Origin of the sequence: Siphonobacter sp. BAB-5385, assembly GCF_002261125.1 — a bacterium.
Taxonomy (GTDB): Bacteria; Bacteroidota; Bacteroidia; order Cytophagales; family Spirosomataceae; genus Siphonobacter.
On record NZ_NMPS01000107.1, the window covers coordinates 1 to 25,807 of the forward strand.

The window sequence follows — 25,807 nt, forward strand, 5'->3', positions numbered from 1 at the left end:
CTTAAGCCCGACATGGAATGTGATAGGACGGGGCCTGGGTTTATGTCGTCCGTGCAGGAACTTGATCAAAACCAACAACAAAAGAATTTTCAGAAGATGAAAACCTCTCCCGCCCCTGAGCAACGGAACAACCTACGATAGCCGCAATGCGGTGGCCCTAGAGCAGGCTATCGTTAGGCGTGGAGAGGCTCAGGGGCTACTAATCAGCCAGTAAGGGAGACGAAACCCGGTCTGATTAAGGCGACTCAAGTAAAGAATCATTTAAGTAAAACAAACCATCATTCCCTTATCTCTTCAATAAACCCAACCCCACACTACAGCTCAGGCATTTTCTGGGTTGACAGTAGGTTTGCATCCATTCCAGGGCTCCTTGCGAGTCGGCGGCGTTCTGGCATTTGAGACCGTAGGATTTCCAGGTTTTGGTAATCGCATGCTGTTCGGCCGGAAGCTGTTCCAGGCGTTCGATGGCCCGATCAGTGTAACGGGCTTCGTCCTTGTGATGACCGTAGGCGACGAGTAGCGGTACCACCGCATTAATCAAAATCCGATGAGCCGTTTCCTGTCCCAGCTGGGTAACGCCGTGTTCCGTGGGTTTGTGAAACGTGTAATGCTGTTGCCAGTATTCGGAAGGACTAACCTGTACCGTTTTCATGATTGTAGTAACATCTTCCTGATTAATAAAAAAAGAGAAAAGCGATAGCGGCTGCGTAACCAGCGGAACGAGTTGGGCAATCCGTACCGTCGGGAAACTGGCCGGACGTAGCCGCAGAAACTTCCAGACCTGCGTAGGCAAAGGCTGTAATTCGTACTTCTTTAAAAGAAAATCGGCCTCTCTCTGAAGTTGTAAAGTATAGGCGTCCTGTGGGGTAGCGGGGATCAGTCCCGAACAGCCAAACAGCAAGGCCTCAACCTGAAAAGGCTGATTACGATGCTTGTGCAAAAGGCGGAGGGGAACCGTACGGGCGAGCCATTCCAGCGGCTCGGCATTAAGCGGCGAACCGAGCGAGCGGGCGAGAATCTGCCAGGTCGTTTCTTCCCAGTTATTTTGGGACTGTTCCCATAGCTGCCTTACCTTTTCGGCTTTTGCTGACAATCGCTGGATAAGCGTACGATCGAGCATGGATCGTTTGTGTAGTTCAAAAGCCGTTAAAAACTGGCTTGAGCAGGCCAGGGCTTCCTGCGAATGAACCAGGATTTGATACCGATCAAGCCAGGCCGGGTCCGTGCGGTTTTGTAAACACAGGGTAGGCACTTCTGTACCATCGGTTCGGTATACGGGAGCATCGTGGATCCAGACTACGTGTAAAATGACATTTTCGTAAGCAGCATCCGTTTCGTGCGTATGGCGAAACCAGTCGGAAGAACGCGTGTGAATTTCAACGGTACCGACCCACTCCAACGTACTAATACGAATACGGGCCTGCTGAAAATCCGGTCCGGCATCCTGATGAGCTTTTCCTGGACTAATCACCTGTACCGAATCGCCCGTCTCGGTTTGCAAAGCAGTCGCGTCAAATTGCTGGAACTGCCACAGATAATGAATAAAATCTTCCGTCATAGCCAATCAACAGGATTTGACGTAAAGTAGGAGGACTGTTGGTGAAGTGCCGAACCGGATACTAAGTAGTGCTACTACGTTTAGTTTCCACCCAAAATCTGAACCGCTGTAAGGGGCAACGCAGCAGAGAAAGTCTATTTTTAGGGAATTGATTAATTCCCTAAAAACGAATTCACATGTACACCCCTGAATTCGGACCATGCTTGTATGAAACCTTATTTGCTCCTTTTCCTGCTGAGTTCATTACTGAGCACCGCCCAAGTAGTACCCCGTAATCTTCTTCAGAAAAACTATCCACTCGAAACGGTACAGCACCTACTCATCCCGCTGGATCAGTGGACGCCGTATCCGAAAACGCCCGAAACCTGGCAAAAAGCAATTACCGACAGTGTACGCACCGGCCTGATTCAACGGGGAGAAGTGGCCGCGGCAAAACCGCTGTTGCCCCTAACTGCCACGCTGACGCTAGAGTACGTCCGAACCGCCAACCGTACCCACTACGAAGAAATTACCTTCAATCGCCGGCACGATCTGCTGGATCTGACGATGGCGGAAGCCGTGGAAGGCAAAGGTCGTTTCACGGATGCTATCGTAAACATGGTCTGGGCCATTTGCGAAGAAAGCTATTGGGGCATTCCGGCTCACATCGGCACGCAGAAGGCTGGCAGTGGGCTACCTGACGTCGAGGAGCGAACGGTCGATCTGTTTGCCGCCGAAACCGCCGCCGTACTCGCCCTGACGGATTATCTGGTAGGCGGCCAGCTGGATAAAGTATCGCCCCTGATTCGTAAACGCATCTATCACGAAACGAACATTCGTCTGTTCGAACCCATTCAGGTACCCAATCGCTACGGGTATTTGCGTAAGGATGTGAAAGCGAACAACTGGAATTCCTGGATTATGTCGAACTGGATGACGGCTACGCTATTCCTGGAACGCAACGAACAACGCCGAGCTCAGATGCTGCATGCCGCCATGTCGGGACTGGATTTATACCTGAACGGACTGGGCGAAGACGGCGGTACCGACGAAGGACCCATGTACTGGTTTGCCGCCGGTGGCTGCGTCTTCGATGCTCTGGAAACGCTGGAAAGTGCGTCGGGCGGAAAAATCAATATCTACGATCAGCCGATCATTCGGAATATGGCTTCCTATGTCTATAAAATGCACATCGCCAATGCTTATTTCGTCGATTTCGCCGATGCCGATCCGATGTTACGGCCCGATGGTCTCATGCTGTACCGATTTGGAGAAAAAATTAAGGATGATACGCTGAAGCAGTTTGGGGCCTGGGGCTTCCGTACGTTCGGAATCACGCGGGTCATCAACAGCTTTCAGCGGCAACGGCAGGTCTGGAATGTGTTGACGGTGAAAGCAGTACAGGAAATTCCTAACGCTCCGTTTACGAACGTTCCTGAAGTCTGGTTTCCGGATGTGCAGGTGATGGCAGCTCGTTCCAAAACGCTCTTTGTGGCGACCCACGCGGGGCACAATGCCGAAAGCCATAACCACAACGACGTCGGAGATTTCATTGTGTACGCTAAAGGCGAACCCGTTATCATTGACGCCGGACGTGGTACCTACACCGCCAATACCTTTTCGGGACGTCGGTACAAGCTTTGGTTTACGCAGTCCCAGTACCACAACCTGCCCATCATCAATGGATACGGACAAAAAGACGGTCTGGCCTACACGGCTAAAAATGTAACGTATCGCAAAAACGAGACTTCTCTAAAAATGGATTTGGCGGCAGCCTACCCCAAAGAAGCAGGCTTACGAAACTGGTGGCGAACGGTACAGCTCAATCGGAAAAAGGAAACTGTAGAAATTCGCGAAGAGTATGAACTCGAAAAAACACCCCAGAATCTGACTCAGGTGTTTCTAACGCTGAGTCAGGTCCGTACCGAAACGCCCGGCACAGTGACGTTCGAAGGACCGAATCATCCTCCCGTTAAACTAAGCTACGACGCTAAACGCTGGAAAGTCCGTACGGAACCGGTAGCCCTTGGTACCCCGGATGACGAAGCGTTCAAGACTAGCTGGGGTACGGGAAAGACCATTCAACGCGTGTTATTCGAACAAATGAATCCCGTTCCAAAAGGCAAACACCGTTTCGTTTTCTCCCTCGCTAACTAATACGGGACCAGTACTTTTCCGTAAATCTTTTATTACTTAGACTAAGTAAAAATAAAGATAATGCTTTAGTTTTGTCTCGCTGCGTATCACGTATACCTAATAACGGCGAGATGAAACTAAAGAAATGGATCGGTAAAGGACACTTGTACCTGGGGCTTGCCTCGGGGTTGATTGTATTTGTCCTGAGCGTCACGGGTTGTATTCTGGCTTTCGAGCAGGAAATCAAAAACCTCACGCAGCCGTACCGATTCACCGAAACGCCAGCTCATGCCGAGTTGCTGCCCCCCTCCGTATTGCGTCAGAAAGCCGAGCAGGCTCTGCCCGGCAAAGCAGCCGATGGCGTTTTGTATGGCGTGCCGGGTCGCAGTGCGGAAGTCGGTTTCTATAATTTTGACCCGGAATATTACTACGTCGTTTACCTGAACCCTTACACGGGTGAAGTACTGCACGTCTGGAACGAAGACGATGACTTTTTTCACTTCATTCTGCACGGACATTATTACCTCTGGTTGCCCGAAAAAATTGGTCAGCCGATTGCCGCTACGGGAACCGCTATTTTCCTGGTGTTGCTCGTCAGTGGACTGGTTCTCTGGTGGCCGAAAAATAAAAGTGCGGCCAAACAGCGGTTCAGCATCAAGTGGGATGCGGCTTGGCGACGGAAAAATTACGATTTACACAACGTACTGGGTTTCTATATCCTGACCATCGGGATGGTATTCGCCATTACGGGTTTGGTCTGGGGATTTGAGTGGTTTTCCAATTCGTTATACTGGGCGACGGGGGGCAAAGGATCGCCCGCTTACGTCATTCCCCCTTCCGATACAACGGCGATACAGACCGCTGCTTCACCTATGCAAATTGTCGATCGTAGCTGGCGGAATCTGATGCAGAAACATCCTGATCAGCAGGGGATTAATATTTCGTTTCCGGAAGGCAACGCGATGTCTATTTTCTCGTACGTCAACTTCCGGAATGGCACGTATTATAAAGTCGATTACCACTATTACGATCAGCATACGGGAAAGGAAATTCAGCATACTGGGCCGTATAGCGGCAATTACGCGGATGCTAATCTGGCCAACAAGCTTCGCCGGATGAATTATGACCTGCACGTAGGAGCCATCTGGGGTTTACCCGGAAAAATGCTGATGTTCTTTGCGAGTCTGATTTGTGCCACCTTACCCATTACCGGAACGCTGATCTGGTGGGGTCGACGCAAAAAAGCTCAACATCCGCATACGATGGCCACGCCCAAAGAACGTAGTAAAAACGTACGTCGTCCCGTCGTCGTGCGTAGCAAAGTAGTACGCGAATAAGTACTAGGTAGAGGGGAATGCGGTTATCCCATTTTATCATCTAAGCCTTGCAGGTTACTGATTCAATGTCAGTAACCTTTATTTTTTTGTGGGTTTGGGTTGGATACTGGTGCGGGTTTCCCAACCTTTACCTACCATCTGGCAGTTTCCAACTGCCTAGCTACATTGCGACGCATATACGTTTTCCCCGCATTTCATACGGGGCTACTCAAGTTGAACCCCTCCGGGGTTGGGATGACCTGCTAAGAATAGCAGCAAATTCCAAAATTGTACTCATCATCTAGCCATTTCCAAGGGTCTGGTTTACAAATAAGATTTCTATCTAATACAGACTAATTAATACTAGAGAAGCTCACAACTGGTGCAGACTTGCCAGCTTGTACCCATAACCGGGCAGCTTCTAACGGTCTAACTAAAAAAACATCCTTCCCTAACTTAGCTCGCCAACCCCGGAGGGGTTCAATTTGATTAGCCCCGTATGCAATGCGGGGAATGCTCCAATCGCACACTCTATCTGAAGGGTTCAACGTGAATAGCCTCCGTAAAATACCGGGAAAACCACACCCCAGGCCCAACAAAATTTCACAACAATTCTACCAAGGTCTATTTTATTTTGACTAAGTCTTAATAAATTTGAAAAACTAAGTTTAGTGAAGGCTTTTGCCAACGATTCAGTCTTTTCTTCCCTCGTCATTCTTCCGATTAGCCATTGATTATGACTAAAAAATACACGTTCCGGAAACTGATTCATGTCATGCACCTGTGGGTAGGGTTACCCTGTACCCTCGTTTTGTTTGTCATGTGTTTGACAGGTACGATGTATGTGTTCAATCGCGAAATCACGCAGTGGGTTGATCGGGAAAAGTTTCACGTTGAGGTTCCGGCTCAGGGGAACGTACTGCCGCTGGCTCAACTCATGGCGACGGTACAGCGGGAGAACAAAGAACTGCGAATTTCCGGTATACAGGTTCCCGAACGGGCCGACGAAGCCTGGACCTTCAGCCTGTTGAAAAAAGCCAAACCGGAAGCGAAGAAGGAAACCAAAGGAGCCGAGAAAGGCGAGAAGAAGGCACCCAAAAAAGAAAAGCCGACGAATCTGTTGGTAAATCCATACACCGGAACCATTCAGGGCAATGCTCAAACCCCAACGGCTAAATTTTTTGCGACGGTTCTGCAACTGCATCGCTGGCTGCTCATCGAAAATCACGACATCGGGGGAGCCATCACGGGTACGGCCGCGTTGGGCATGATTCTGCTCCAAATCACGGGTCTGCTCTTATGGTTACCGGCGAAACTCAGTAGCTGGAAAAAATGGAACGTCTGGAAACCCGGTTTCAATATCAAAATCGACGCCAGCAGCAAACGACTCAATTTCGATCTACACAAAACCTTGGGTTTTTACGCGTTCGTCTTCGTGACGATTATGGCTCTGACAGGCCCCGTTTTTGCCTGGGAATGGTATCGGACTAGCTACCGCCAGCTCATGGGCGTATTTACACCGAGAGAAGAGAAACCTTTGGAAATTGATGGCAAAGGTCGCCAGCCGCTAGATCTGGAAGCAATTATACGTCAAAGTAATCAGGTATTTTCGTACAACGGCGTATTGCGTCTGACGCTGCCGAAAGATTCAGTAGGGACCATCGTCGCTCAAAAATCACAAAACGGATTCTTTACTTCGGCGGGGGTAGATCGACTGACGCTCGATCCGTATACGGGGCAGGTATTAAAACTTGAACGCTTCGCGGATAAAACGCTGGGTGAGAAGATCGCCGTTTCGGCCAAGATTATCCACACGGGGGAACTCTATGGCACCTTCACAAAAATCCTGTATTTTCTGGCTTGTTTAATCGCCACCAGTCTGCCCATTACCGGTTTTCTGATCTGGTGGAAGCGGGGTAAGCCCGAAGCAGCTAAACCGATGGCTCGACCGGCAGGAACGGCTCGGGTTCGTCCGCGGGCGGTAGTTCAGGCCGTGCGGGAATAAAAAATCATTGTTTACTGAAAGCATCATCTGAAAAGGTGATGCTTTTTTCGTGGTCTGGTAACAGAGAACCAGATACATTCGTAGCTTCATTCTATACGTATCCCGTAATCAGTAAATGTCTTATGTGGCGATCTTTTCTATCGTACGGATTGGTACTGGGTCTGTTGCTAAGCTTACTGGCCTGGAGTAAGTACCGCTGGCTCATGCTCGACCATACGACCGAAATCTACGTGCTGATACTGGCGGGTGTATTCATTGGGGTAGGCATTTGGGTGGGCTTACGCTGGACGGCTCCGCAGGTGATCGAAAAGGAAGTAATACAGGCTTACGAACCCCTTACGCGTCCAACCCCGGAACTACTGGAAAAGTACGGAATCAGTGTTCGGGAGTGGGAAGTGCTGATGCAGGTTGCAAAAGGATTAAGCAACGAAGAAATTGCGGAAAAGCTCTTTGTCTCGACGAATACCATCAAAACACATCTGGGAAATCTCTACACCAAGCTGGACGTCAAGCGACGGACCCAAGCCGTAGAAAAGGCCCGTTTGCTGGGATTACTCCAGGCCAGCACTCCCCCAAACGTATGATTTAGACAAAATCACCCGAAAGGATGAGCGGCCGATTCTTTTTCATTCCCAGGTTTGGGACAAAAACAAACCCTTGAAATGAAACGAACCATACTGGTTTTCGGAGCCATCGCTGGCGTAGTGGCATCGCTCATGCTTGTGCTTTCCATGACAATGCTGAAAAGTCGCTCGACCTTTTTTTTCGAGTACGGCGAACTGTTTGGATACGCGTCGATGCTCCTGACGTTTTCCATGATTTTCATCGCCGTTAAAAGCTACCGGGATCGTTATTTAAACGGCTTTATTTCCTTTAAAGATGCCTTACTGCTGGGACTGGGTGTGGCTTTTACCGCTTCAACGATCTACGTCCTGGTCTGGGTGGTTTTTTACAAAACGCTCTTTCCTGATTTTCCTCAATTCTACCAGCAGTGCATGATCGAAAAACAGCAGGCTCAGGGAAAAACTGCCACTGAACTGGCGGAGTCGCGGGAGCAGATGCAGGTCATGTTTTCGTACTACGATACGCTGGGAGGTTTAATCGCCATCACTTATATGGAGATACTTCCGGTGGGTTTGATCGTGGCCTTCTTTAGTGGATTAGTACTGAAAAAACGTCCTTCTTTTAAAAGCTAACTTTTGGTTGTATGGGAAAAACAGATCCCCGCATTGATCTGTACCTGGATAATGCGGCTGATTTTGCCCAGCCCATTCTGGGCCATTTGCGGGAACTGATTCATACGGTTTGTCCCGATGTTCAGGAAACGATCAAGTGGGGTACGCCCCATTTTGGCTACGCCAACGGTAACCTGTGCCTGATGGCCGCTTTTAAAAATCACGCTTCCTTTGGCTTCTGGCTGGGAGCGAAGATGGAAGACCCCGACGGAATTCTTACAATAAGCGGTGAGCAAACCGGCATGGGTCAGTTGGGGAAACTACGTTCGCTAGCGGATCTTCCTTCTGACGAAGTGCTGACCCGCTATCTCAAGCAGGCGATGCAACTGGCCGAGCAGGGCGTTCGTCCTACGCCGAAGCGAGAGCAACAGCCTGTTCGTATTCCCGACTATTTTCAGGCGGAACTACAGAAAAACGAAGCGGCTCACCAGCAGTTTCAGAACTTTTCCCGAGCCTGCCAACGTGAGTATGTACAGTGGCTGGAAGAAGCGAAAACGGAAGGCACGCGTATCAAACGAATGGATCAGGCTCTGGAATGGATCGCCGAAGGAAAAATACGCAACTGGAAATACGTCAGGAAATCAAAATAGGGGAATCCGATAATGGATTCTGTTATCACTCAAGAATACGCTAAATCTAACTTAACGAATGCTTCGTCGCTTTTTTCTCCGTCAGTTGGGCGGAGCAAGCTTACTCAGTACGGTGTCTCCGCTGGAAACGCTGGCCGCTCCAACCTCCGACCGGGCGTACTGGATCAGTATCCTGCAAAAACTATCGGAACCCCTGTTGACGGCTCTGGCCGAAGACCAGCTCAAAGTCCGGATGCCCGTGGAGTCGCGGCCCGGTCAGGAGGTCGACCGTCGTAAGTACTCGTACCTGGAGGCCCTGGGCCGGTTACTAGCGGGCATTGGTCCCTGGCTGGCTCTGGATACGGACGACGAAAAAACGATTCGGCAACGGTACTTCCAGCTGGCTCAGCGGGGGATTCAAAATGCGGTTAACCCCCAGGCCAAAGATTACATGAATTACAGTGAAGGCGGCCAGCCACTGGTTGACGCGGCTTTTCTGGCTCAGGGTTTGCTGCGTTGCCCGAAGTTATACCAATCGTTACAGCCTTCGGTGCAGCAACAGCTTCTAGTAGCGTTTCGGAAGACACGGAACATTCGTCCCGGCTTCAGTAACTGGCTCTTGTTCAGTGCCATGATCGAAGTATTTTTTGCCAGTATCGGCGAAGAGTATGATAAAATGCGACTGGATTACGCCCTGCGTCAGCACGAACAGTGGTACAAGGGCGATGGTATCTTCGGCGATGGTCCGGATTTTCACTGGGATTACTACAACAGTTACGTCATCCAGCCTTTTATGGTGGATATTCTACGCTTCCTGCCCGATAAAAGTTACGATTTCTTGCGAACCCGGATGGATAAAATTGCTCCCCGGTATGCAGCCATTCAGGAACGATTGATTGCTTCGGATGGAAGTTTTCCGGTCATTGGCCGATCCATTTGTTACCGGGCCGGGGCTTTTCACCACCTGGCGAATACGGCGTTTTTACAGCAATTACCCTCGGAGATTGCTCCGGCTCAAGTGCGTAGTGCTCTGACGGCGGTACTCCACAAAACCCTCGACAATCCGAAAAATTATGATTCAAAAGGCTGGCTCTACATTGGCCTGAATGGGCACCAGCCCGATCTCGGCGAAAGTTATATTTCGACGGGAAGTCTGTTCCTGACCGCCACGGCCTTACTTCCGTTGGGACTCCCCGCGACGGATACCTTCTGGGCAAACCCAGCTACGGACTGGACCAGTCGCCGCATCTGGGAAAAAGGCGAAAACCTACCGACGGATCACGCCGTAAAAGCTTAAAGTACGGAGTACGTTCTGCCGAAAAGAACCCTGCAAGGGTTCCATCCAAATAGCCCTGGGTGCAACCCAGGGCTATCCCCAAACCCAGCTGGCTCAGCTTTTTATCGTACCATCGAAAACGAGCCAACCATGAAACGTGCCTTCGATCTAACGGAAATGCTGCAACGCATTGAAAAAGCCATTGCCCGGTACCCCAAAGCAGCCATGTTTGAACTGGCCGAGCGTGGCTATAATACGCTGTTTGAACAACTCATTTCCTGCATTATTTCCATTCGTACCCTCGACGAAACGACGATTCCGCTTTCCCTGAAACTCTTTGAGCGGGCCCGCACGCCACAGCAATTACTGAACATTCCGATGGAAGAACTGGCGAATATGCTGGAAGGAAGTCAGTATCCCGGACAAAAAGCCGAGACGATGCGGACCATCGCCCAAACGGCCATCAGCCAGTACGGCGGCCAATTGCCCGCTAACTTCGACCAGCTAACGGCCCTCAAGGGTGTAGGTCCCAAATGTGCAAACCTGGCGTTGGGCGTAGCCACGGGCGTACCTGCCATCAGCGTGGATGTACACGTCCATCGGGTCGTGAACCGCTGGGGATTTGTAAAAACCACTACGCCCGAAAAAACGCTGAAAGTACTGGAAAACAAAGTTCCCGTATCCCAATGGATTGACATCAACCGCTTATTAATGCCCTTTGGAAAACACGTTTGTACCGGAACGCTGCCCCGCTGCTCGACCTGTCCCGTTCTGGAGTTTTGTGAACAGGTGGATGTGACGAAACATCGATAAAGTCGGTCGTTTGCTCCGGCAGAAGTCTTTTCTTTGTATTCTTTGATGAGCGAATGGGTATAAGGCTCCGGTTTTACTCTTCCTCTGCAGAGGCCCTCTCATGCTGGCTTGTGTGTGACCATTAAACGAATCCAATGAAAAAACTGCTGATACTCGCCTGCTTCCTGGTAAGCGGGATGACGTACGCCCAAACGAATCCTTATCCGCTGATTCCCTATCCGGCTTCGCTGCAACCCAGCACCGGATTTTTTGAAGTGAATGCGACCACGAGTCTGGTTGTTCCAGCCGATGCCTCGCTGCAACCGCAGGTAAATCAATTGAAATCGCTGCTGGGCATTACCCGTACTACGGCTGGATCAGGCAATCGGGTAATCCTGGGGTACGATGCTTCGTTGGGTAACGAGGAAGCGTACACGCTGGAAGTCAATGCTTCAATGATTAAATTATCGGGTAAAACCAATGCGGGAATCAATCGCGGGATACAAACGCTACGTCAGCTGGTGATGGCGGGTGCTGCGAAGAAAATTCCGGCGGTAACGATCAAAGACCAGCCCGCGTACGCCTGGCGGGGAATGCACCTGGATGTGTCTCGGCATTTTTTCACGCTGGAGTATCTGAAAAAATACGTCGATCAGTTAGCCTTCTACAAATTCAACAAGTTTCACCTGCACCTGACCGACGATCAGGGTTGGCGGATTGAAATAAAAAAATACCCCTTACTAACGCAGGAAGGGGCCTGGCGGACGCTGAATAATCAGGATTCCACCTGTATCGCCCGCTCGAAAGACAATCCCGATTTTGTCATCGACCCTCGTTTCCTGAAAATGAAAGATGGCAAACAGGTGTACGGCGGTTTCTATACTCAAGAGCAAATCAAAGAGCTGGTCGCTTACGCGGCAGAGCGGTCCGTTGAAATCATTCCCGAAATCGATATGCCGGGCCACATGATGGCGGCTATCAAACAGTATCCGTTCCTGAGCTGTACCTCCGACGCGGGGTGGGGGAAGACCTTCTCCACGCCGATCTGTCCCTGTAACGAGCAGACGTATCAGTTTGCCGAAGACGTATTCAACGAAATATTCGCCCTTTTTCCCAGCAAATACGTCCATCTGGGAGCCGACGAAGTAGAGAAAACTACCTGGGCCAATTCCGAAGCCTGTAAGGCTTTGATGCAGAAAGAAGGCATCAAAAACGTGGAAGAATTGCAGAGTTATTTCGTGCACCGGATGCAGAAGTTTTTCGCTTCGAAGGGCAAACAGCTCATCGGCTGGGACGAAATTCTGGAAGGGGGCATCGACGCTTCGGCCATCGTGATGTACTGGCGTTCGTGGGTGAAAAAAGCACCTTATCAGGCCGCAAAAAACGGCAATGCCATTGTCATGACGCCCGTGAGTACCTTATATTTCGATAGTCCTCCGGGTATTCAGTCGGTATCGAACGTGTACAACTTGGAAGTGGTGCCCGAAGGCATTACGCCCGAACAGGCGAAGTTGTTCATGGGTGCTCAGGCGAACCTCTGGACGGAATTCATTCCCAGCGAAAACCGGGCCGAGTACATGTACATGCCGCGGATGACGGCTCTGTCGGAAGTAGTCTGGACGAATAAAAAGGATTTTGCTTCCTACGAGAAACGTCTGTTGCAGCATTATCCCATCATGGAAAAACACAACATTCACTACCGCTTACCCGATCTGACGGGTTTCACGGAGGAAAACGTGTTTGTCGATAAAGCGACGTTATCCATTAAAAAACCGTTGGAAAGTTATAGGCTTCGGTACACGACGGACGGCTCGTTGCCCCAGAAATCCTCGCCTGAACTGGGCAAAGGGCTAACGATTACCAAACCGCAAACGATCAAAGTAGCGGCCTTTACGTCTACGGGCTTACGCGGGGATATCTATACGCTGAAGTACCAGCAACAGGCGTACGCCAAGCCCGTTTCGGCTAACGGGAAAAAGCCTGGTTTGACGGGTAGTCTGTACAAGAAATTTTTCAAGATGACTACGCTGATGAAGCAGGAAAAGGCAGATAGCACCTTTACGGTATCGAACGTAGTCGTGCCCAAGACAGTGATAGCTCCCAGCTTCGGTATTCAGTTCCGGGGACTCATCAACGTACCCGAAACGGGCGTGTATAGTTTCTTCTATACCTGTGATGATGGTGGGATTCTCCGCATCGCTGACCGTATGGTTGTAGATAACGATGGTAACCATTTTCCCATCGAAAAGAGTGGGCAGGTGGCGTTACAGAAGGGTGCTCATCCCTTTGAGGCCGATTTTATTGAAGGGGGCGGCGGCTTCACGCTTAAATTAAAATATAGCCTGAACGGTTCGGAACCGAAGGAGGTACCAGATAGCTGGTTTATGCGATAATTGAATAGAAGAACTTGACGAAACCCCCGCAGTATTTACTGCGGGGGTTTCTTTTTTACCAAAACTGCACATTAGGAGATTTAGTGAGTCGGGTTAAAACCCAACCCTAGGAAATGGGTCGAGCCTCTGGACGGTTGGTCTGCACTAGACGAACTAGAGCCATAGGCTTGGCCAATCGTTTAACAACGGATTGAAATCCGTTGCCTGTAAACCAAACCTGGGAATAAGTCGAGCCCACGGTTTTAACTATTAGTCTCAACTGGATGGCCTAAAGTCCTAGCTCGATTACCCTATAAGAATGGGTTTCAATTCGCCCTCTGTGGTATAGATTTTTATGGGTATAAATACTTAAAAATTTAAATGTTTTTACCTATGAAAAATAATTCTTCTTTACTCGTTTTTAAACGCCAACTTCTTCTCTGTACAGGCTTGTTAGGAATAAGTATATGTATCTCATCCTGTCATAAGCCTGAGATAGAACTAGTAGAGCAACCCGTTTTTGATACGGATACGACAGGTGACCTTATCGTCAAAAGAACTTTTATTACTTATAACATCTACAAAGATCGATTGTATCCTTATGCTATGTACTCTATTAGTCCGGAACTTCTGGCAGGGCTTAAGGATAAGGACGCGGTAACGGCGGAGCAGGCTTTATGGAATTCAATGCAGAAGGATAAACAGGGTCACGAAAAAATATTCCGACTTTTCAGTGACTTAATTCCAGAAATGTATCGAAAAGACGTTAAGTATTTCTCGGTAAGTATGCCTTCATCAGCTTATGCAACTATGAGTACGTTAAAAGACAATTCGCTGGAAAGTTTTAACCTGGAAGTGGACGCAAAACTACTAACGTATTTAGACTCCATTCCTAGATTCAAGGCACCGGCGTACACCTATAACACCCTGGGTTACAGCTATCCCATTTACACGCTTATTCATGAATTTGGGCATTACGTAACTTTTAATAAGGAACAAAGCTATTTGAAGTATTTGCCCGATTCGGATACGTATACCAGTGTACCCAAACCGGGTTCAATCCGGGACAGCCTGATGGTAAACTATTGGAATCGGTATATGGATCAGGCAGGGATAGATTGCTGGATGAAACATGGATATACCTATTACTTCTGCGGACCTGCCAATGAATTTGTCAGCGGATATGCCTCTACTTCTCGGGACGAAGACGCCGCCGAGACTTTCGCTCACTTTGTACTCCTGGATGACAAGCCTGCCGCAACCACAGCGGTGAACCGTAAGCTGTTATTATTCTACCAGAATCCCAGAATGGTAGCTATTCGGCAGGGCATTCGTGAGAATCTGAAGAAATTAGGCATTGCTCCCAGGAATCCTACTATGCCTTAAGCTCTGTTAATGAGGAACGACTCGTTTACGTAGATCGTGTTGTGGAGGCGAGAGGAAGTTGGGTTAAAACCCAACCCTAAGTAAGAAATGGGTCGAGCCTACGCCTCTTCAATGGTGGTCTATACTAGACGAACTAGAGCCGTAGGCCCGATCTATTATTTAGCAACGGATTTCAATCCGTTGCCTATTCGGGGAGTCGGGTTAAAACCCAACCCTATGAAATGGGCCGAGCCTATGGCTCTTAGCTATTAGTCTCGGCCGGACGGTTTAGAGCCGTTGCCTATAAACTACAGCTCTTGGATACTGGTATAAACTGAACGGTCTAGAGGCATAGGCTCGATTATCTTGTAAGAACGAATCCCACCCTCAGGCCAATCCCTCCAACTGCTTAAAAACCGGAATCAGAAGCTGCCCTTTCTCCGTCAGGTAGTATTCAATATGCAGGGGCTTTTCTGTAATAGTGACCTTCTCCAGAATTCCTTCTTCTTCCAATTCCCGCAAGGCTACCGCTAACGACTGTTTATTCGTGTCCGGTATCTGGCGTAGTAGTGAATTGAACCGTAACGGAGCATCTACCGCTAAACGAAAGATGTCAGCCTTCCACTTTCCTGACAACAATTTCAAAAGACCCTTCGCTGGACAGGTCTCTGGGGCTTGGGGCTGTTCGCGGGTAGTCATGAATTTCTGACCTATTGCAAGGCTTAAGTGGATCAATCAATTTCGTACAAAGATAAAGAAATCAACTACATGGGACTACAGGTCAAAAAACCGCACGAAATGAGTGACGAAGAGCTACTCAAAAACGAGAAGTATCTGAAATTAGCAATCACGATGAGTGTAATCGCAGCCCTGCTCATGTTGGCTACCGGAATCTATCTAACCCTGTCGAAAGGAAAATTCAACGCCATTGCGGCGGCTTCGGTGGCGATGGTACCGCTGGTGCTAATCAATGCGATGAACTTAAAAGCAGTACGGACGGAGAAGAAAGGTAGATCATTGTAGATGATACCGTTAGCTCGTTCATACAAGAGTTAGGTTAGCGGAAAACGAACGCAGAAAACGCTTTGGTTTACAAGCGATTATCCATTTTTCGGTGAATCATCTTGTCCTGTTTTCAGCGAATCGGGGTAAATCGACTGATAAGATGCTACAGAACCTCGAAAAAATGATATACATATCTCGGGTTTTTATAGCCTTATTTTGAGGTTGTAATGAAGTTCACCCTTCAATCTATCGCTTCATTCGTATTTGTCTTTCTTTAAAGAAGAAGAAAACCTCGATTTATCCGTGATTCATCCGTTTTTTGGGTAACCATGAAGAAAAACCTCATTCCTGTTTTACTAGCTGCTGTACTGAGTTCGACGAGCGTTTTTGCTCAGTATCCCCAAATTCCTTCCGATGTACAGAAAGCTAGTGATGAATTACTGGCCGAAGCCCGCAAAAAATCGGACTTAGCCTGGCAAAAAGCGTATCCTACCATTCTGAAAGAAGCCCGCGAGGGCAAGCCGTACATTCCCTGGGCGGGGCGGCCCTATGACTTACCCCAGGCACCCATTCCGGCCTTTCCGGGAGCCGAAGGCGGCGGTGCCTTTACTTTCGGTGGACGCGGGGGCAACGTATATGTAGTAACGAGTCTGGAGGACAGCGGCCCCGGTACCCTGCGGGATGCCTGCGAACAGGGGGGAGCCCGTACCGTCGTGTTTAACGTTTCGGGTATTATTCGGTTGAAAACGCCGCTCATCATCCGGGCACCGTACATCACCATCGCCGGACAATCGGCTCCGGGCGATGGCGTCTGCGTAGCCGGGGAGTCGGTCTGGATCAATACGCATGACGTGGTGATTCGGTACATGCGATTCCGTCGGGGTGAAACGCACGTCGGCCGTCGGGATGACTCCATCGGCGGAAACCCCGTGGGTAATATCATGATCGACCACGTATCGGCCAGCTGGGGACTGGACGAAAATATGTCGATGTACCGGCACATGTATAATGACAGTACGGGAGCCATCGAGCAGAAACTGCCCACGGTGAACATCACCATTCAGAACTCCATTTTTTCGGAAGCCCTTGATACCTGGAATCACGCCTTTGGCAGTACGCTGGGCGGCGAGAACTGTACGTTCATGCGGAATCTCTGGGCGGATAACGCCGGACGAAACCCTTCCATAGGCTGGTACGGCATCTTCAACTTCGTAAATAACGTGGTCTTCAACTGGGTCCACCGTTCGATGGACGGCGGCGATTACCGGGCCATGTTTAATATCATCAACAACTATTACAAACCCGGCCCGCTGACGCCGAAGGATTCGCCCGTCGGCCACCGGATCATCAAACCCGAAGCGGGTCGCAGTAAGCTGGATCACCTGGTATTTGGCCGGGCGTACGTTCACGGAAATATCATGGAAGGGAACGAAGCCATTACGAAAGACAACTGGAACGGGGGCGTGCAGGTAGAAAACTTTGCCAACACGGATAAGTATACCGCCGATATGAAGTGGAATGAGCCGCTGCCCATGCCTCAACTGACAATTCTGCCCACGCAAAAAGCCTTTGATTACGTACTGGCCAATGCCGGTGCCACCTTACCCAAACGCGATCCCGTAGATACACGGATTGTGGAGCAGGTACGGACGGGTAAGATCACGTATAAGGAAGGCGTGAAACTGCCGGAAAGCCAGTTCAAACACCGTCGGTTACCCATTGATTCGTACAAACAAGGCATCATCACCGACATTAGTCAGGTGGGAGGCTATCCCGAATACAAAGGCACGCCCTACGTTGATAGCGATAAGGACGGCATGCCCGATGACTGGGAAAAGAAAAACGGACTGAATCCGAAAGATCCGTCGGATGCTTCCAAAGTCAAGAAAAAAGACGGGTACACGAACATCGAAAACTACCTGAATAGTCTGGTTTCAGTGCAAAATGTAAAGCCCTAAAATCTAAGGGTACTCCTCATCAAAAGGACTCTTTTGGGGTGTCAGACCGGGGCGAAGGCTTCGACGCTGACACCCTTTCATTTGGTACGGGTTTATGCTAAGATGATACAGCGGCTGGGAAACATGGTATACGAAAAAAAGAGCCTATTTCTTTACTTTTGAATACTTTTTCAGGGAAAAGGTACAGTCCTGAATGATCCATTGAAAAAGAATACGCGAGTGAGTGTGTATCCAATCCACGCTTCTGTAGAAACTTATCTTTTCTCACCAGCGAAAGGTCACCCGATGTTTCGCTGGTGAATGTATTCATTTAAGCCTGTTACCTGCGGTGTATCAAACGAAGCTTTTCTTAGGATTTGCAGTTATACTGGGGCTGGGAGCAGCCTCGGCTCAGAAGCCTAAACCGGTAAAAAAACAGCTGCCCATTCAGCTGAACGCTCAGCAAAAACTGGAGTATACGACCGACGCTCTTGGCAATCGAATACTGGATTTTTCCTACTGCGGTTACCGGGCGGGCGAAGCGGCTATTCCGAACGTACCCATTCAAATTCGGGTGCCCGTAACGAAAGGCGATGCCACGGCCCGGATTCAGGCCGCCATTGATTACGTATCGAAATTACCGCTAACTACCGAAGGTTTTCGCGGGGCTATCCTGCTGGAAAAAGGGCTGTATGAAGTAAGGGGTACGCTGAAAATCAAAGCTTCAGGCGTAGTCCTGCGGGGCAGTGGCATTCACGCGACGACGCTACGCGGAACAGGAGTCAGCCGGGACGATCTGGTCACGATCACCGGAAAAACGATCAGCGGATCGAGAAAGCCGTACCGCTGACGGATGCGTACGTACCCGTCAATGCCCGCGTGGTGCATGCCCACGCTTCTTTGCAACCGGGAGATCTGGTACAGATTCAGCGACCTTCCACCAAAGCCTGGATCGATACACTGGGCATGGATCATTTCGGCGGCGGCGTGACGGCTTTGGGCTGGAAACCCGGTCAGCGGGACTTGTACTGGTACCGAAAAGTAGTAGCGGTCCAGGGCAATGAACTGACGCTGGATGCCCCGCTCACCACCGCACTGGATCAAACCTTCGGCGGCGGAACCATGGCCCGCTACACCTGGCCCGGAAAAATCCGGCAGTCTGGTCTGGAAAACCTGCGAATGGAATCGACTTACGATACGAAAAATCTCAAAGACGAAGATCACCGCTGGACGGGCGTAACGCTGGAAAACGTGGAAGACGCCTGGGTCCGTCAGGTCGATTTTGCTCATTTTGCAGGCTCGGTCGTCAACGTACAGGAGACGGCTCAACGCATTACGGTGGAGGATTGTCGTTCCTTCGAGCCCATCTCCGAGATCGGCGGCGAACGACGCTACACGTTTTATACCAAAGGCCAGCAAACGCTGTTTCAACGCCTCTATTCTGAATACGGTTACCACGATTTTGCGGTAGGTTTCTGTGCCACCGGGCCGCAGGCCTTCGTACAGTGCGAAGCCCATTTACCCCACAGTTTCAGCGGGGGTGTGGATAGCTGGGCTTCGGGCGTATTGTTCGACATCGTGAACAGTGACGGCAATGCTTTACGCTTCGGTAACCTGGGCCAGAACGGGCAGGGAGCCGGATACAACGCCGCCAACAGCGTATTCTGGCAGTGTACGGCGGCACTCGTGCAGTGCGATCAGCCCGTACTTGCTCAGAACTGGGCTTTTGGTACCTGGGCTCAGTTTACGGGTAATGGGTATTGGGAGCAGTCGAATGAGCACATTCGACCCCGCAGTTTGTACTATGCTCAGGTGAAGGAACGTCTCGGGGAGCGTTTTCCGGAAGCCCTGATGCCCGTTCCCACGGAAGCTTCGAGTAGTCCGCCGGTTAACGTGGCTCAGGAGCTGACGCAGGCGTCGCTTCGTCCGGCCCTAACGCTATCGGAATTCATCGAAAAAGCTTCCACCCGAAACGCAATTCCGGTGGAAACAAAAGTCGCTGCCGTGGATTCCAAAACCACCCCAGGTTCCGTACCTCAATCGGCTCCGATGGAAATCAAAAAGGGCGTGCTGGTACGGGGAGAACAAATCCTGACGGGTCGTCGGCAGGAGGTGCCCTGGTGGAACGGGAGTACCCGGCCCCAGGGTCTGAAAAATGTCAAACCGCACATTACTCGCTTTGTTCCGGGACGCACCGGCGTTGGACTTACCGACGATCTGGACGTCCTGACCGATTCTATGCAGGCTCAGCACATCCTGGCCATCGACCATAATTATGGACTCTGGTACGACCGTCGCCGCGACGATCACGAACGCATCCGTCGCATGGACGGGGAAGTGTGGGCCCCGTTTTATGAATTACCGTTCGCCCGCAGTGGGAAAGAAACGGCCTGGGACGGTCTGAGTAAATACGATCTGACGAAGTATAACCAGTGGTACTGGAATCGGCTGAAACAATTTGCCGATCTGGCCGATCAAAAGGGCTTGCTGCTGGTACACGAACACTACTTCCAGCATAACATCATCGAAGCCGGAGCCCACTACGCCGATTTTCCCTGGCGTCCGGTGAATAACCTGAATAACACGGGCTTTCCCGAACCCGTGCCGTACGCGGGCGATAAGCGAGTATTCATGGCCGAGCAATTCTACGACGTGACGCATCCCGAGCGGCGGAAACTACACCGGGCGTACATCCGGCAATGTCTGAATAATTTCATCGGAAACACGGGCGTCGTACAGCTCATCGGAGCGGAATATACCGGGCCTTTGTCCTTCGTTCAGTTCTGGATCGATACCATTAAAGAATGGGAAAAAGAAACGGGCAAACGCGTTACCGTCGGACTCAGTACAACCAAGGATGTGCAGGACGCCATTCTGCAGGACGTCAAACGAGCCGACGCCGTGGACCTCATCGACATTAAGTATTGGCATTATCAGGCCGACGGGTCCGTCTACGCTCCGGCGGGTGGACAAAACCTGGCTCCCCGCCAGCACGCCCGCTTGCTCAAACCCAAACGCAGTTCCTTCGAACAGGTCTACCGGGCGGTGAAGGAATACCGGGAGAAGTATCCCAACAAAGCCGTAACCTACGCGGGCGACAGCTACGACGTTCAGGGGTGGGCTGTGTTGCTGGCGGGCGGTTCCATGCCCAGCCTGCCGCCCATCGCCGACGGTGCTTTTCTACAGGCCGCAGCCCGGATGCAGCCCGTCAACTTACCGGAAAATGGGCCGAATCAGTACGCTTTGAGTAATCCGGCACTTGGTTATATTCTGTACAACGACTCGAATCAAGCCATTAGTTTACCCGTTCAAAAGTCAGTAACCGTTACCCGGATCGATCCGAAAACGGGGCAGGTCCGTGGCGTAAAAAAAGCCGACCTTGGAACGCTCGATCTACCCGCCAGCCAGGGTCCCGAAGTGATTTGGATACGTTTTCAGTAAACCAGTACGCAGCAGTACCGAATGATTTTCCAGCCTTTTTACCGAAGGCCGGGAAGCGTATGCTTACCTCTTTACAAGTTAAACCTATACAAAACCTATGAAACAATTCTTCCTGACCCTGCTGGGGTTCCTGCTGCTATTCTTTACGGCTCAGGCCCAAACCCGTACCCTCCGGGGCAATGTAACGGGAGCCGGAGAGGCCCTACCCGGCGTAAGCATTTTACTGAAAGGTACCCAACGCGGCACCACTACCGACGTTAGTGGTAGGTTCCAGCTCGAAGTACCGGAATCCAACGCCGTACTGCTGTTTAGTTACGTGGGCTATCAAAACAAAGAAGTCACCGTGGGTAGTCAGACCGAATTGACCGTAGACCTGACGGCGGATAACAAAGCCCTCGATGAAGTGGTCGTCGTGGGTTACGGCACGCAAAGCAAGCGGGCCGTGACGGGAGCGGTTACGTCCATCGGGTATGACCAGTACAAGGATCGTTCGTTCAGTAACGTCACGCAATCACTGGCGGGGAAGATGCCGGGCGTCAACATCACGCAGGCCCAGGGAGCACCGGGCTTATCGCCCATCATCCGGATTCGGGGCGTCAATTCCATCACGGCGGGTACCAATCCGCTGTTTGTTGTAGACGGTGTGCCGCTGGAAAATTTCAACCTGAACATGATCAACCCGCAGGACATCGAGTCGGTAGAAGTACTGAAAGATGCCTCCTCGGCGGCTATTTACGGGTCACGCGGGTCCAGTGGCGTAATTCTGGTAACGACCAAGCAGGGGCAGGCGGGCCGTACCACCGTTAGTGCCACCTTCGAATACGGCGTTCAGGAAGTAGCCAAGCAGATCAAAATGATGAACGCCCAGCAGTACATTGACTACTACGTCACGGCAAAAAACAACGGTTGGGTGGCGGCGGGAGGGAAGGCCACCGATCCCAATTCGGCCCGGACGGCTTCGTACCGCATTCCCGAGGATTTCCTGAACAACCGTCAGCTATTCGGAAACGGTACCAACTGGCAGGACGCGATGTACCGGACAGCTCCGCTGCGAAACGCTCAGGTGTCGGTGTCGGGGGGAACGGACAAAACACAATTTCTCTTTTCAACGGCCTATCTCGATCAGGACGCCGTACTCGATCAGAACTACTACAAACGCCTGACCATTCGCTCCAACATCAAAAGTGCCGTTTCGAAACGCCTCACCATTGGAGCTAATCTCGGAATCACGGGAATCAACGACCGGACGGAAGGAACACAGGGGAAAAGTGACGTCATCAGTCTGGCTTTGCAGAGTACGCCGATTTATCCGGTGTACAACGAAAACGGCAACCTCGGCCCACTGGACCCGAACTCAACCTGGAATCGCTTTGTCCCCTTCAATGATCTGGTACTCTGGCACCCGTATTCGCTGACCCGCTTTTACCACAAGAAAAACCGCTCGTTCAATACGCTGGGGACGGCATATGCGGAATTCAACATTCTCGACGACCTGAAATTCCGGACGAGTATCAACGCCAATCTTTTCAACAACCGGGGCGACAGTTACCGCGTGGCGAAGCAGGGCTACGGCTACTCCTCGGTGCTAGACGCGGCGGCGACGAATTTCTCGACGTACTCCCTCAACTGGCTGAGCGAGAATACGCTGAACTACGACAAGCAGTTCGGCGATCACAAGCTGACGGCTCTGGCGGGGTATACGGCTCAGAAACAGCGGGATGAGTACGCGACGGTGGGAGCCAATAACTTCCCGAACGATCTGGTCGAAACGCTCAACGCGGGTACGGTTTCGGCGGGAAGCACCACGGCTTCGGAATGGTCAATGCTGTCGTATCTGGGTCGGGTGAATTACAATTTCAAAAACAAGTACTTCCTGACGGCGGCGGTACGGCGGGATGCCAGTTCGCGATTTGGCCGGAATAGCCGCTGGGGTACCTTCCCCTCAGTATCGGCAGGCTGGCTGGTTTCGGACGAGAATTTCATGAGTGACCTCAAAGCCGTCAGCAACCTGAAACTCCGGGTAAGTTACGGCGTAACGGGCAACAACCAGATTCCTAACTACGGGGCGGTGAGTTTACTCGGCAGCAGTAATTACGTGGGCAACGGAGCCATCGCCAACGGCCTGCGAAATACGAATATCGCCAACCCGGATTTACGCTGGGAGAAGAACAATCAGTTTGATATTGGACTGGATCTGGGGCTGTTCAACAACCGCCTGAACATCACGGCGGATTACTACAACACCGTCACCAAAGACATGCTGCTGAACCTGCCCGTACCGGACATTACGGGTTTCTCGACGCAGCTCACCAACATCGGACGGATGCGGAATCGGGGATTTGAACTGGCGATCAATTCCAAAAACGTGGTCGGAGCATTCAACTGGACGACGGATCTTAACTTTTCCCTGAACCGCAATAAAGTCCTGAAACTCGGTCCCTCGAACGCACCGATTATTTATACGGAATACGTCGTGAGCGTCAAGACGGAAATCGGTCAGCCGATTTCAAATTTCTACGGCTACGTGTTTGATGGCGTATTCAAAAACCAGTCGGAAATCGACGGCTATCCGCACGACCCGAGTACCACGCCGGGCGATCCCCGCGTGCGGGACGTCAACGGCGATGGCCGCATCACCACCGACGATCAAACCACGATTGGCAATTACCAGCCTGATTTCATTGCCGGGATGACGAATACGTTCAGCTACAAAGGCTTCGACCTATCTTTTCTGTTGCAGGGTTCCTACGGTGGAGAAATTGTAAACCAGAACGTTCGCTACCTCGGAATCTGGAACGCGGGCCGGAATTTCTACGAAGACCTGACCAACTACTGGCGTTCCGAAAGCGAGCCGGGTGACGGCAAACATTTCAAACCTACCATTTCACCCAAGGGTTTACAGGAAAAATTTTCCAGCTACTGGGTGGAAGATGCGTCGTTTCTGCGGGTGAAAAACATTCGGGTTTCGTACGCCCTACCGACGAGCTTGCTTAGCAAAACGCCCGTCCGTTCGGCCCGGGTGTATGTGAACGCAGAGAACGTCTTTCTCTTCAGCAAGTACCGAAACATCGATCCCGAAAACACCACCTACCGACCCACCAACTACAACGCCATCAGTACCGAAACCGGCACGATTGGCAGTACGGGCAATGCGAGCTTCCCCTCGGGAGCCATGATCGGCGTGGATTACGGCTCGTACCCGCTGCCCCGGGTCATTACGTTTGGTATTCGTGCGGACTTCTAAACCTGATACTCATGAAACGTTATTCATTCCATCAATCGGCTTACGGGCTGATGCTCGTGCTGGCGACGCTTACGGGCTGCACGAATTCCTTCCTGGATCTGGCTCCAATTTCCAACGCCAACTCCGAAAATTTTTACCGGACTACCGCTGATTTCGATCTGGCCGCCAACGCCGCGATGGCTACCCTGTACACCGTATACGGTCCCGAAGGCCCCGTTTCGTACGCGGGAGAAATTCAGTCGGATAATGTAACGCTAAACGCCGTGGCGGGCATTCAGGCCGACAAATGGGCCTACCGCGATTATACGCTTAATTCCACCAATACGATCAACTACTCTTTCTGGCAGATATACTATTCGGCTTTGTACAACGTCAACATCGTGATTCAGAAACTGGAATCGGCTTCACTGAATGAAGAGTACAAGAAGTCGATTCGAGCTCAGATGTTGTTTCTGCGAAGCTTGTACTACTTCAATATGGTGCGAACCTGGGGCGACGTGCCGCTGGTACTGACGCCCATTACAGCCGCGGAAAGTTATACCTATGCCCGCAAGCCGCAGACTGAAGTATACCAGCAGATACTGTCGGATTTGCAGTACGCGGCGGAAAACCTGCCGCTGGCTTCGGCAACGACCAAAGGCAAGCCAACCCAGGGAGCGGCCCAAACCTTACTGGGCAAGGTATACTTGACGCTGAACGATAAAACCAACGCAGCCCGCGTGCTGAAAGCCGTCTATGACAGCAAGCAGTATTCGCTGGTACCGGCGTACGCTTCGCTGTGGTCGAATACGAACAAGAATACGAGTGAGTCCATTTTTGAAATTCAGTTTCTGGGCGGCTCACCGACGAGTCCGTACAGCGAGTATTATCAGACGTTTTTTCCCGCGGTGAGTTATACGGGGTACATCGGGGGCGGAATCAATCAGGTAACGAATGATTTATGGAACGAATACGAACCGGGCGATCCCCGCAAAACGGCGAGTATTGATACGGGCTACGTGGATACGAAAGGAGTGTTTCAGTCTATCAGGTTTCCAAAGAAATGGAACGACAAAACAACGCCAGTAACGACGGGCAAGGTGCTCGGCCTGAGTAATTTCATGGTACTTCGCTACGCCGATCTGTTACTAATGCTCAGCGAAGCTACCGACGATCCCACGTATCTGAATCAGGTACGGACGCGGGCGGGTGTACCGACGTATGGCTCGGCGAATTATCCTTCCGGTCGCTACGGAACATTGGCCCTAGCTTTGGAACACGAACGTCGGGTGGAGCTGGCTCTGGAATTTCACCGCTGGTTTGATCTCAAACGTACCAACCGGGCCATTCCAGTGCTGACCACCAAAGGCAAACCCGCCACGGAACCGAAACTGATCGCTCCGATACCCTTAACGGTGCTTCAGCAAAATTCGATTATTACGCAGAATCCGGGGTATAATTAAGGATAGAAACGCCGCTTTTCTGTTCGCCCCGATTGTGAATGATCGGGGCGTTCCCATCGCTCGCCCCGATTTGTAATCGGGGCGTTTTTGGTCAAGCGTCTTAGACGCGAAACCATTCCACCCCGATCATTCCAT

18 protein-coding genes are annotated in these 25,807 nt (G+C 51.0%); 16 read left to right on the forward strand and 2 right to left on the reverse strand.

The features are described from left to right. Positions 1–286: 286 nt before the first annotated feature. Positions 287–1,558, reverse strand: a complete 1,272-nt coding sequence (locus BWI93_RS10880; RefSeq protein WP_094811163.1) for a DUF2851 family protein — start codon at positions 1,556–1,558, stop codon at positions 287–289. 207 nt (positions 1,559–1,765) lie between these two features. On the opposite strand from BWI93_RS10880, the gene BWI93_RS10885 reads away from it, so the two are divergent. From BWI93_RS10885 to BWI93_RS10930, 10 genes are all read left to right on the forward strand, one after another. Further along, positions 1,766–3,694 (forward strand): heparinase II/III family protein, encoded by a 1,929-nt coding sequence (locus tag BWI93_RS10885; protein ID WP_094811165.1) that lies wholly within the window; start codon positions 1,766–1,768, stop codon positions 3,692–3,694. 110 nt (positions 3,695–3,804) lie between these two features. Continuing rightward, the gene (locus tag BWI93_RS10890; protein ID WP_094811167.1) at positions 3,805–5,010 is read left to right on the forward strand and encodes a PepSY domain-containing protein; all 1,206 of its coding nucleotides are present in this window, start codon (positions 3,805–3,807) and stop codon (positions 5,008–5,010) included. 715 nt (positions 5,011–5,725) lie between these two features. After that, complete coding sequence (locus tag BWI93_RS10895; protein ID WP_094811169.1) at positions 5,726–6,994, forward strand: PepSY domain-containing protein; 1,269 nt, start codon at positions 5,726–5,728, stop codon at positions 6,992–6,994. Positions 6,995–7,116: 122 nt separating this feature from the next. Next, positions 7,117–7,578 carry a response regulator transcription factor gene (locus tag BWI93_RS10900; protein ID WP_094811171.1) on the forward strand — a complete coding sequence of 154 codons (462 nt, stop codon included), beginning with the start codon at positions 7,117–7,119 and terminating at the stop codon, positions 7,576–7,578. A 78-nt stretch (positions 7,579–7,656) separates the two neighbouring features. Then, on the forward strand, positions 7,657–8,190 hold the full coding sequence (locus BWI93_RS10905) for a DUF4199 domain-containing protein (RefSeq protein ID WP_094811173.1): 534 nt from the start codon (positions 7,657–7,659) through the stop codon (positions 8,188–8,190). Positions 8,191–8,201: 11 nt separating this feature from the next. Then, the gene (locus tag BWI93_RS10910) at positions 8,202–8,819 is read left to right on the forward strand and encodes a YdeI family protein (RefSeq protein WP_094811175.1); all 618 of its coding nucleotides are present in this window, start codon (positions 8,202–8,204) and stop codon (positions 8,817–8,819) included. Positions 8,820–8,877: 58 nt separating this feature from the next. Further along, entirely contained in the window at positions 8,878–10,095 is a 1,218-nt protein-coding gene (locus BWI93_RS10915) for a DUF2264 domain-containing protein (RefSeq protein ID WP_094811177.1), read from the forward strand. A gap of 129 nt (positions 10,096–10,224) precedes the next feature. Further along, a complete protein-coding gene (gene nth / locus BWI93_RS10920) occupies positions 10,225–10,887 on the forward strand; it encodes an endonuclease III (RefSeq protein ID WP_094811179.1) in 663 nt (220 codons plus the stop codon). Between the two features lie 134 nt (positions 10,888–11,021). Next, complete coding sequence (locus tag BWI93_RS10925) at positions 11,022–13,259, forward strand: family 20 glycosylhydrolase (RefSeq protein WP_094811181.1); 2,238 nt, start codon at positions 11,022–11,024, stop codon at positions 13,257–13,259. Between the two features lie 789 nt (positions 13,260–14,048). After that, positions 14,049–14,624: a hypothetical protein gene (locus BWI93_RS10930; protein WP_141217429.1), complete on the forward strand. Its 576-nt coding sequence runs from the start codon at positions 14,049–14,051 to the stop codon at positions 14,622–14,624. Between the two features lie 366 nt (positions 14,625–14,990). Here BWI93_RS10930 and BWI93_RS10935 read toward each other — a convergent pair whose 3' ends face one another. Then, positions 14,991–15,302 carry a helix-turn-helix domain-containing protein gene (locus BWI93_RS10935; RefSeq protein ID WP_094811185.1) on the reverse strand — a complete coding sequence of 104 codons (312 nt, stop codon included), beginning with the start codon at positions 15,300–15,302 and terminating at the stop codon, positions 14,991–14,993. A gap of 27 nt (positions 15,303–15,329) precedes the next feature. Here BWI93_RS10935 and BWI93_RS10940 point away from each other — a divergent pair, with 27 nt between their 5' ends. The 6 genes from BWI93_RS10940 to BWI93_RS10965 all read left to right on the forward strand — a co-directional run bounded on the left by BWI93_RS10940 (position 15,330) and on the right by BWI93_RS10965 (position 25,672). Then, positions 15,330–15,626 (forward strand): hypothetical protein, encoded by a 297-nt coding sequence (locus tag BWI93_RS10940; RefSeq protein WP_094811187.1) that lies wholly within the window; start codon positions 15,330–15,332, stop codon positions 15,624–15,626. A gap of 311 nt (positions 15,627–15,937) precedes the next feature. Beyond that, complete coding sequence (locus BWI93_RS10945) at positions 15,938–17,566, forward strand: polysaccharide lyase family 1 protein (RefSeq protein ID WP_094811189.1); 1,629 nt, start codon at positions 15,938–15,940, stop codon at positions 17,564–17,566. Between the two features lie 328 nt (positions 17,567–17,894). Beyond that, entirely contained in the window at positions 17,895–18,395 is a 501-nt protein-coding gene (locus BWI93_RS10950) for a hypothetical protein (RefSeq protein WP_094811191.1), read from the forward strand. A 32-nt stretch (positions 18,396–18,427) separates the two neighbouring features. Then, positions 18,428–20,986 (forward strand): DUF6298 domain-containing protein, encoded by a 2,559-nt coding sequence (locus BWI93_RS10955; RefSeq protein WP_141217430.1) that lies wholly within the window; start codon positions 18,428–18,430, stop codon positions 20,984–20,986. A 97-nt stretch (positions 20,987–21,083) separates the two neighbouring features. Next, complete coding sequence (locus tag BWI93_RS10960) at positions 21,084–24,230, forward strand: TonB-dependent receptor (RefSeq protein WP_094811195.1); 3,147 nt, start codon at positions 21,084–21,086, stop codon at positions 24,228–24,230. Positions 24,231–24,241: 11 nt separating this feature from the next. Continuing rightward, positions 24,242–25,672: a RagB/SusD family nutrient uptake outer membrane protein gene (locus tag BWI93_RS10965; protein WP_094811197.1), complete on the forward strand. Its 1,431-nt coding sequence runs from the start codon at positions 24,242–24,244 to the stop codon at positions 25,670–25,672. Positions 25,673–25,807: the final 135 nt, after the last annotated feature.

Excerpts from the sequence above, each read along its gene's own strand:
- BWI93_RS10880 (WP_094811163.1), bottom strand. The coding sequence starts at position 1,558 with ATGACGGAAGATTTTATTCATTATCTGTGGCAGTTCCAGCAATTTGAC.
- BWI93_RS10885 (WP_094811165.1), top strand. The coding sequence starts at position 1,766 with ATGAAACCTTATTTGCTCCTTTTCCTGCTGAGTTCATTACTGAGCACC.
- BWI93_RS10890 (WP_094811167.1), top strand. The coding sequence starts at position 3,805 with ATGAAACTAAAGAAATGGATCGGTAAAGGACACTTGTACCTGGGGCTT.
- BWI93_RS10895 (WP_094811169.1), top strand. The coding sequence starts at position 5,726 with ATGACTAAAAAATACACGTTCCGGAAACTGATTCATGTCATGCACCTG.
- BWI93_RS10900 (WP_094811171.1), top strand. The coding sequence starts at position 7,117 with ATGTGGCGATCTTTTCTATCGTACGGATTGGTACTGGGTCTGTTGCTA.
- BWI93_RS10905 (WP_094811173.1), top strand. The coding sequence starts at position 7,657 with ATGAAACGAACCATACTGGTTTTCGGAGCCATCGCTGGCGTAGTGGCA.
- BWI93_RS10910 (WP_094811175.1), top strand. The coding sequence starts at position 8,202 with ATGGGAAAAACAGATCCCCGCATTGATCTGTACCTGGATAATGCGGCT.
- BWI93_RS10915 (WP_094811177.1), top strand. The coding sequence starts at position 8,878 with ATGCTTCGTCGCTTTTTTCTCCGTCAGTTGGGCGGAGCAAGCTTACTC.
- nth (WP_094811179.1), top strand. The coding sequence starts at position 10,225 with ATGAAACGTGCCTTCGATCTAACGGAAATGCTGCAACGCATTGAAAAA.
- BWI93_RS10925 (WP_094811181.1), top strand. The coding sequence starts at position 11,022 with ATGAAAAAACTGCTGATACTCGCCTGCTTCCTGGTAAGCGGGATGACG.
- BWI93_RS10930 (WP_141217429.1), top strand. The coding sequence starts at position 14,049 with ATGAGTACGTTAAAAGACAATTCGCTGGAAAGTTTTAACCTGGAAGTG.
- BWI93_RS10935 (WP_094811185.1), bottom strand. The coding sequence starts at position 15,302 with ATGACTACCCGCGAACAGCCCCAAGCCCCAGAGACCTGTCCAGCGAAG.
- BWI93_RS10945 (WP_094811189.1), top strand. The coding sequence starts at position 15,938 with ATGAAGAAAAACCTCATTCCTGTTTTACTAGCTGCTGTACTGAGTTCG.
- BWI93_RS10960 (WP_094811195.1), top strand. The coding sequence starts at position 21,084 with ATGAAACAATTCTTCCTGACCCTGCTGGGGTTCCTGCTGCTATTCTTT.
- BWI93_RS10965 (WP_094811197.1), top strand. The coding sequence starts at position 24,242 with ATGAAACGTTATTCATTCCATCAATCGGCTTACGGGCTGATGCTCGTG.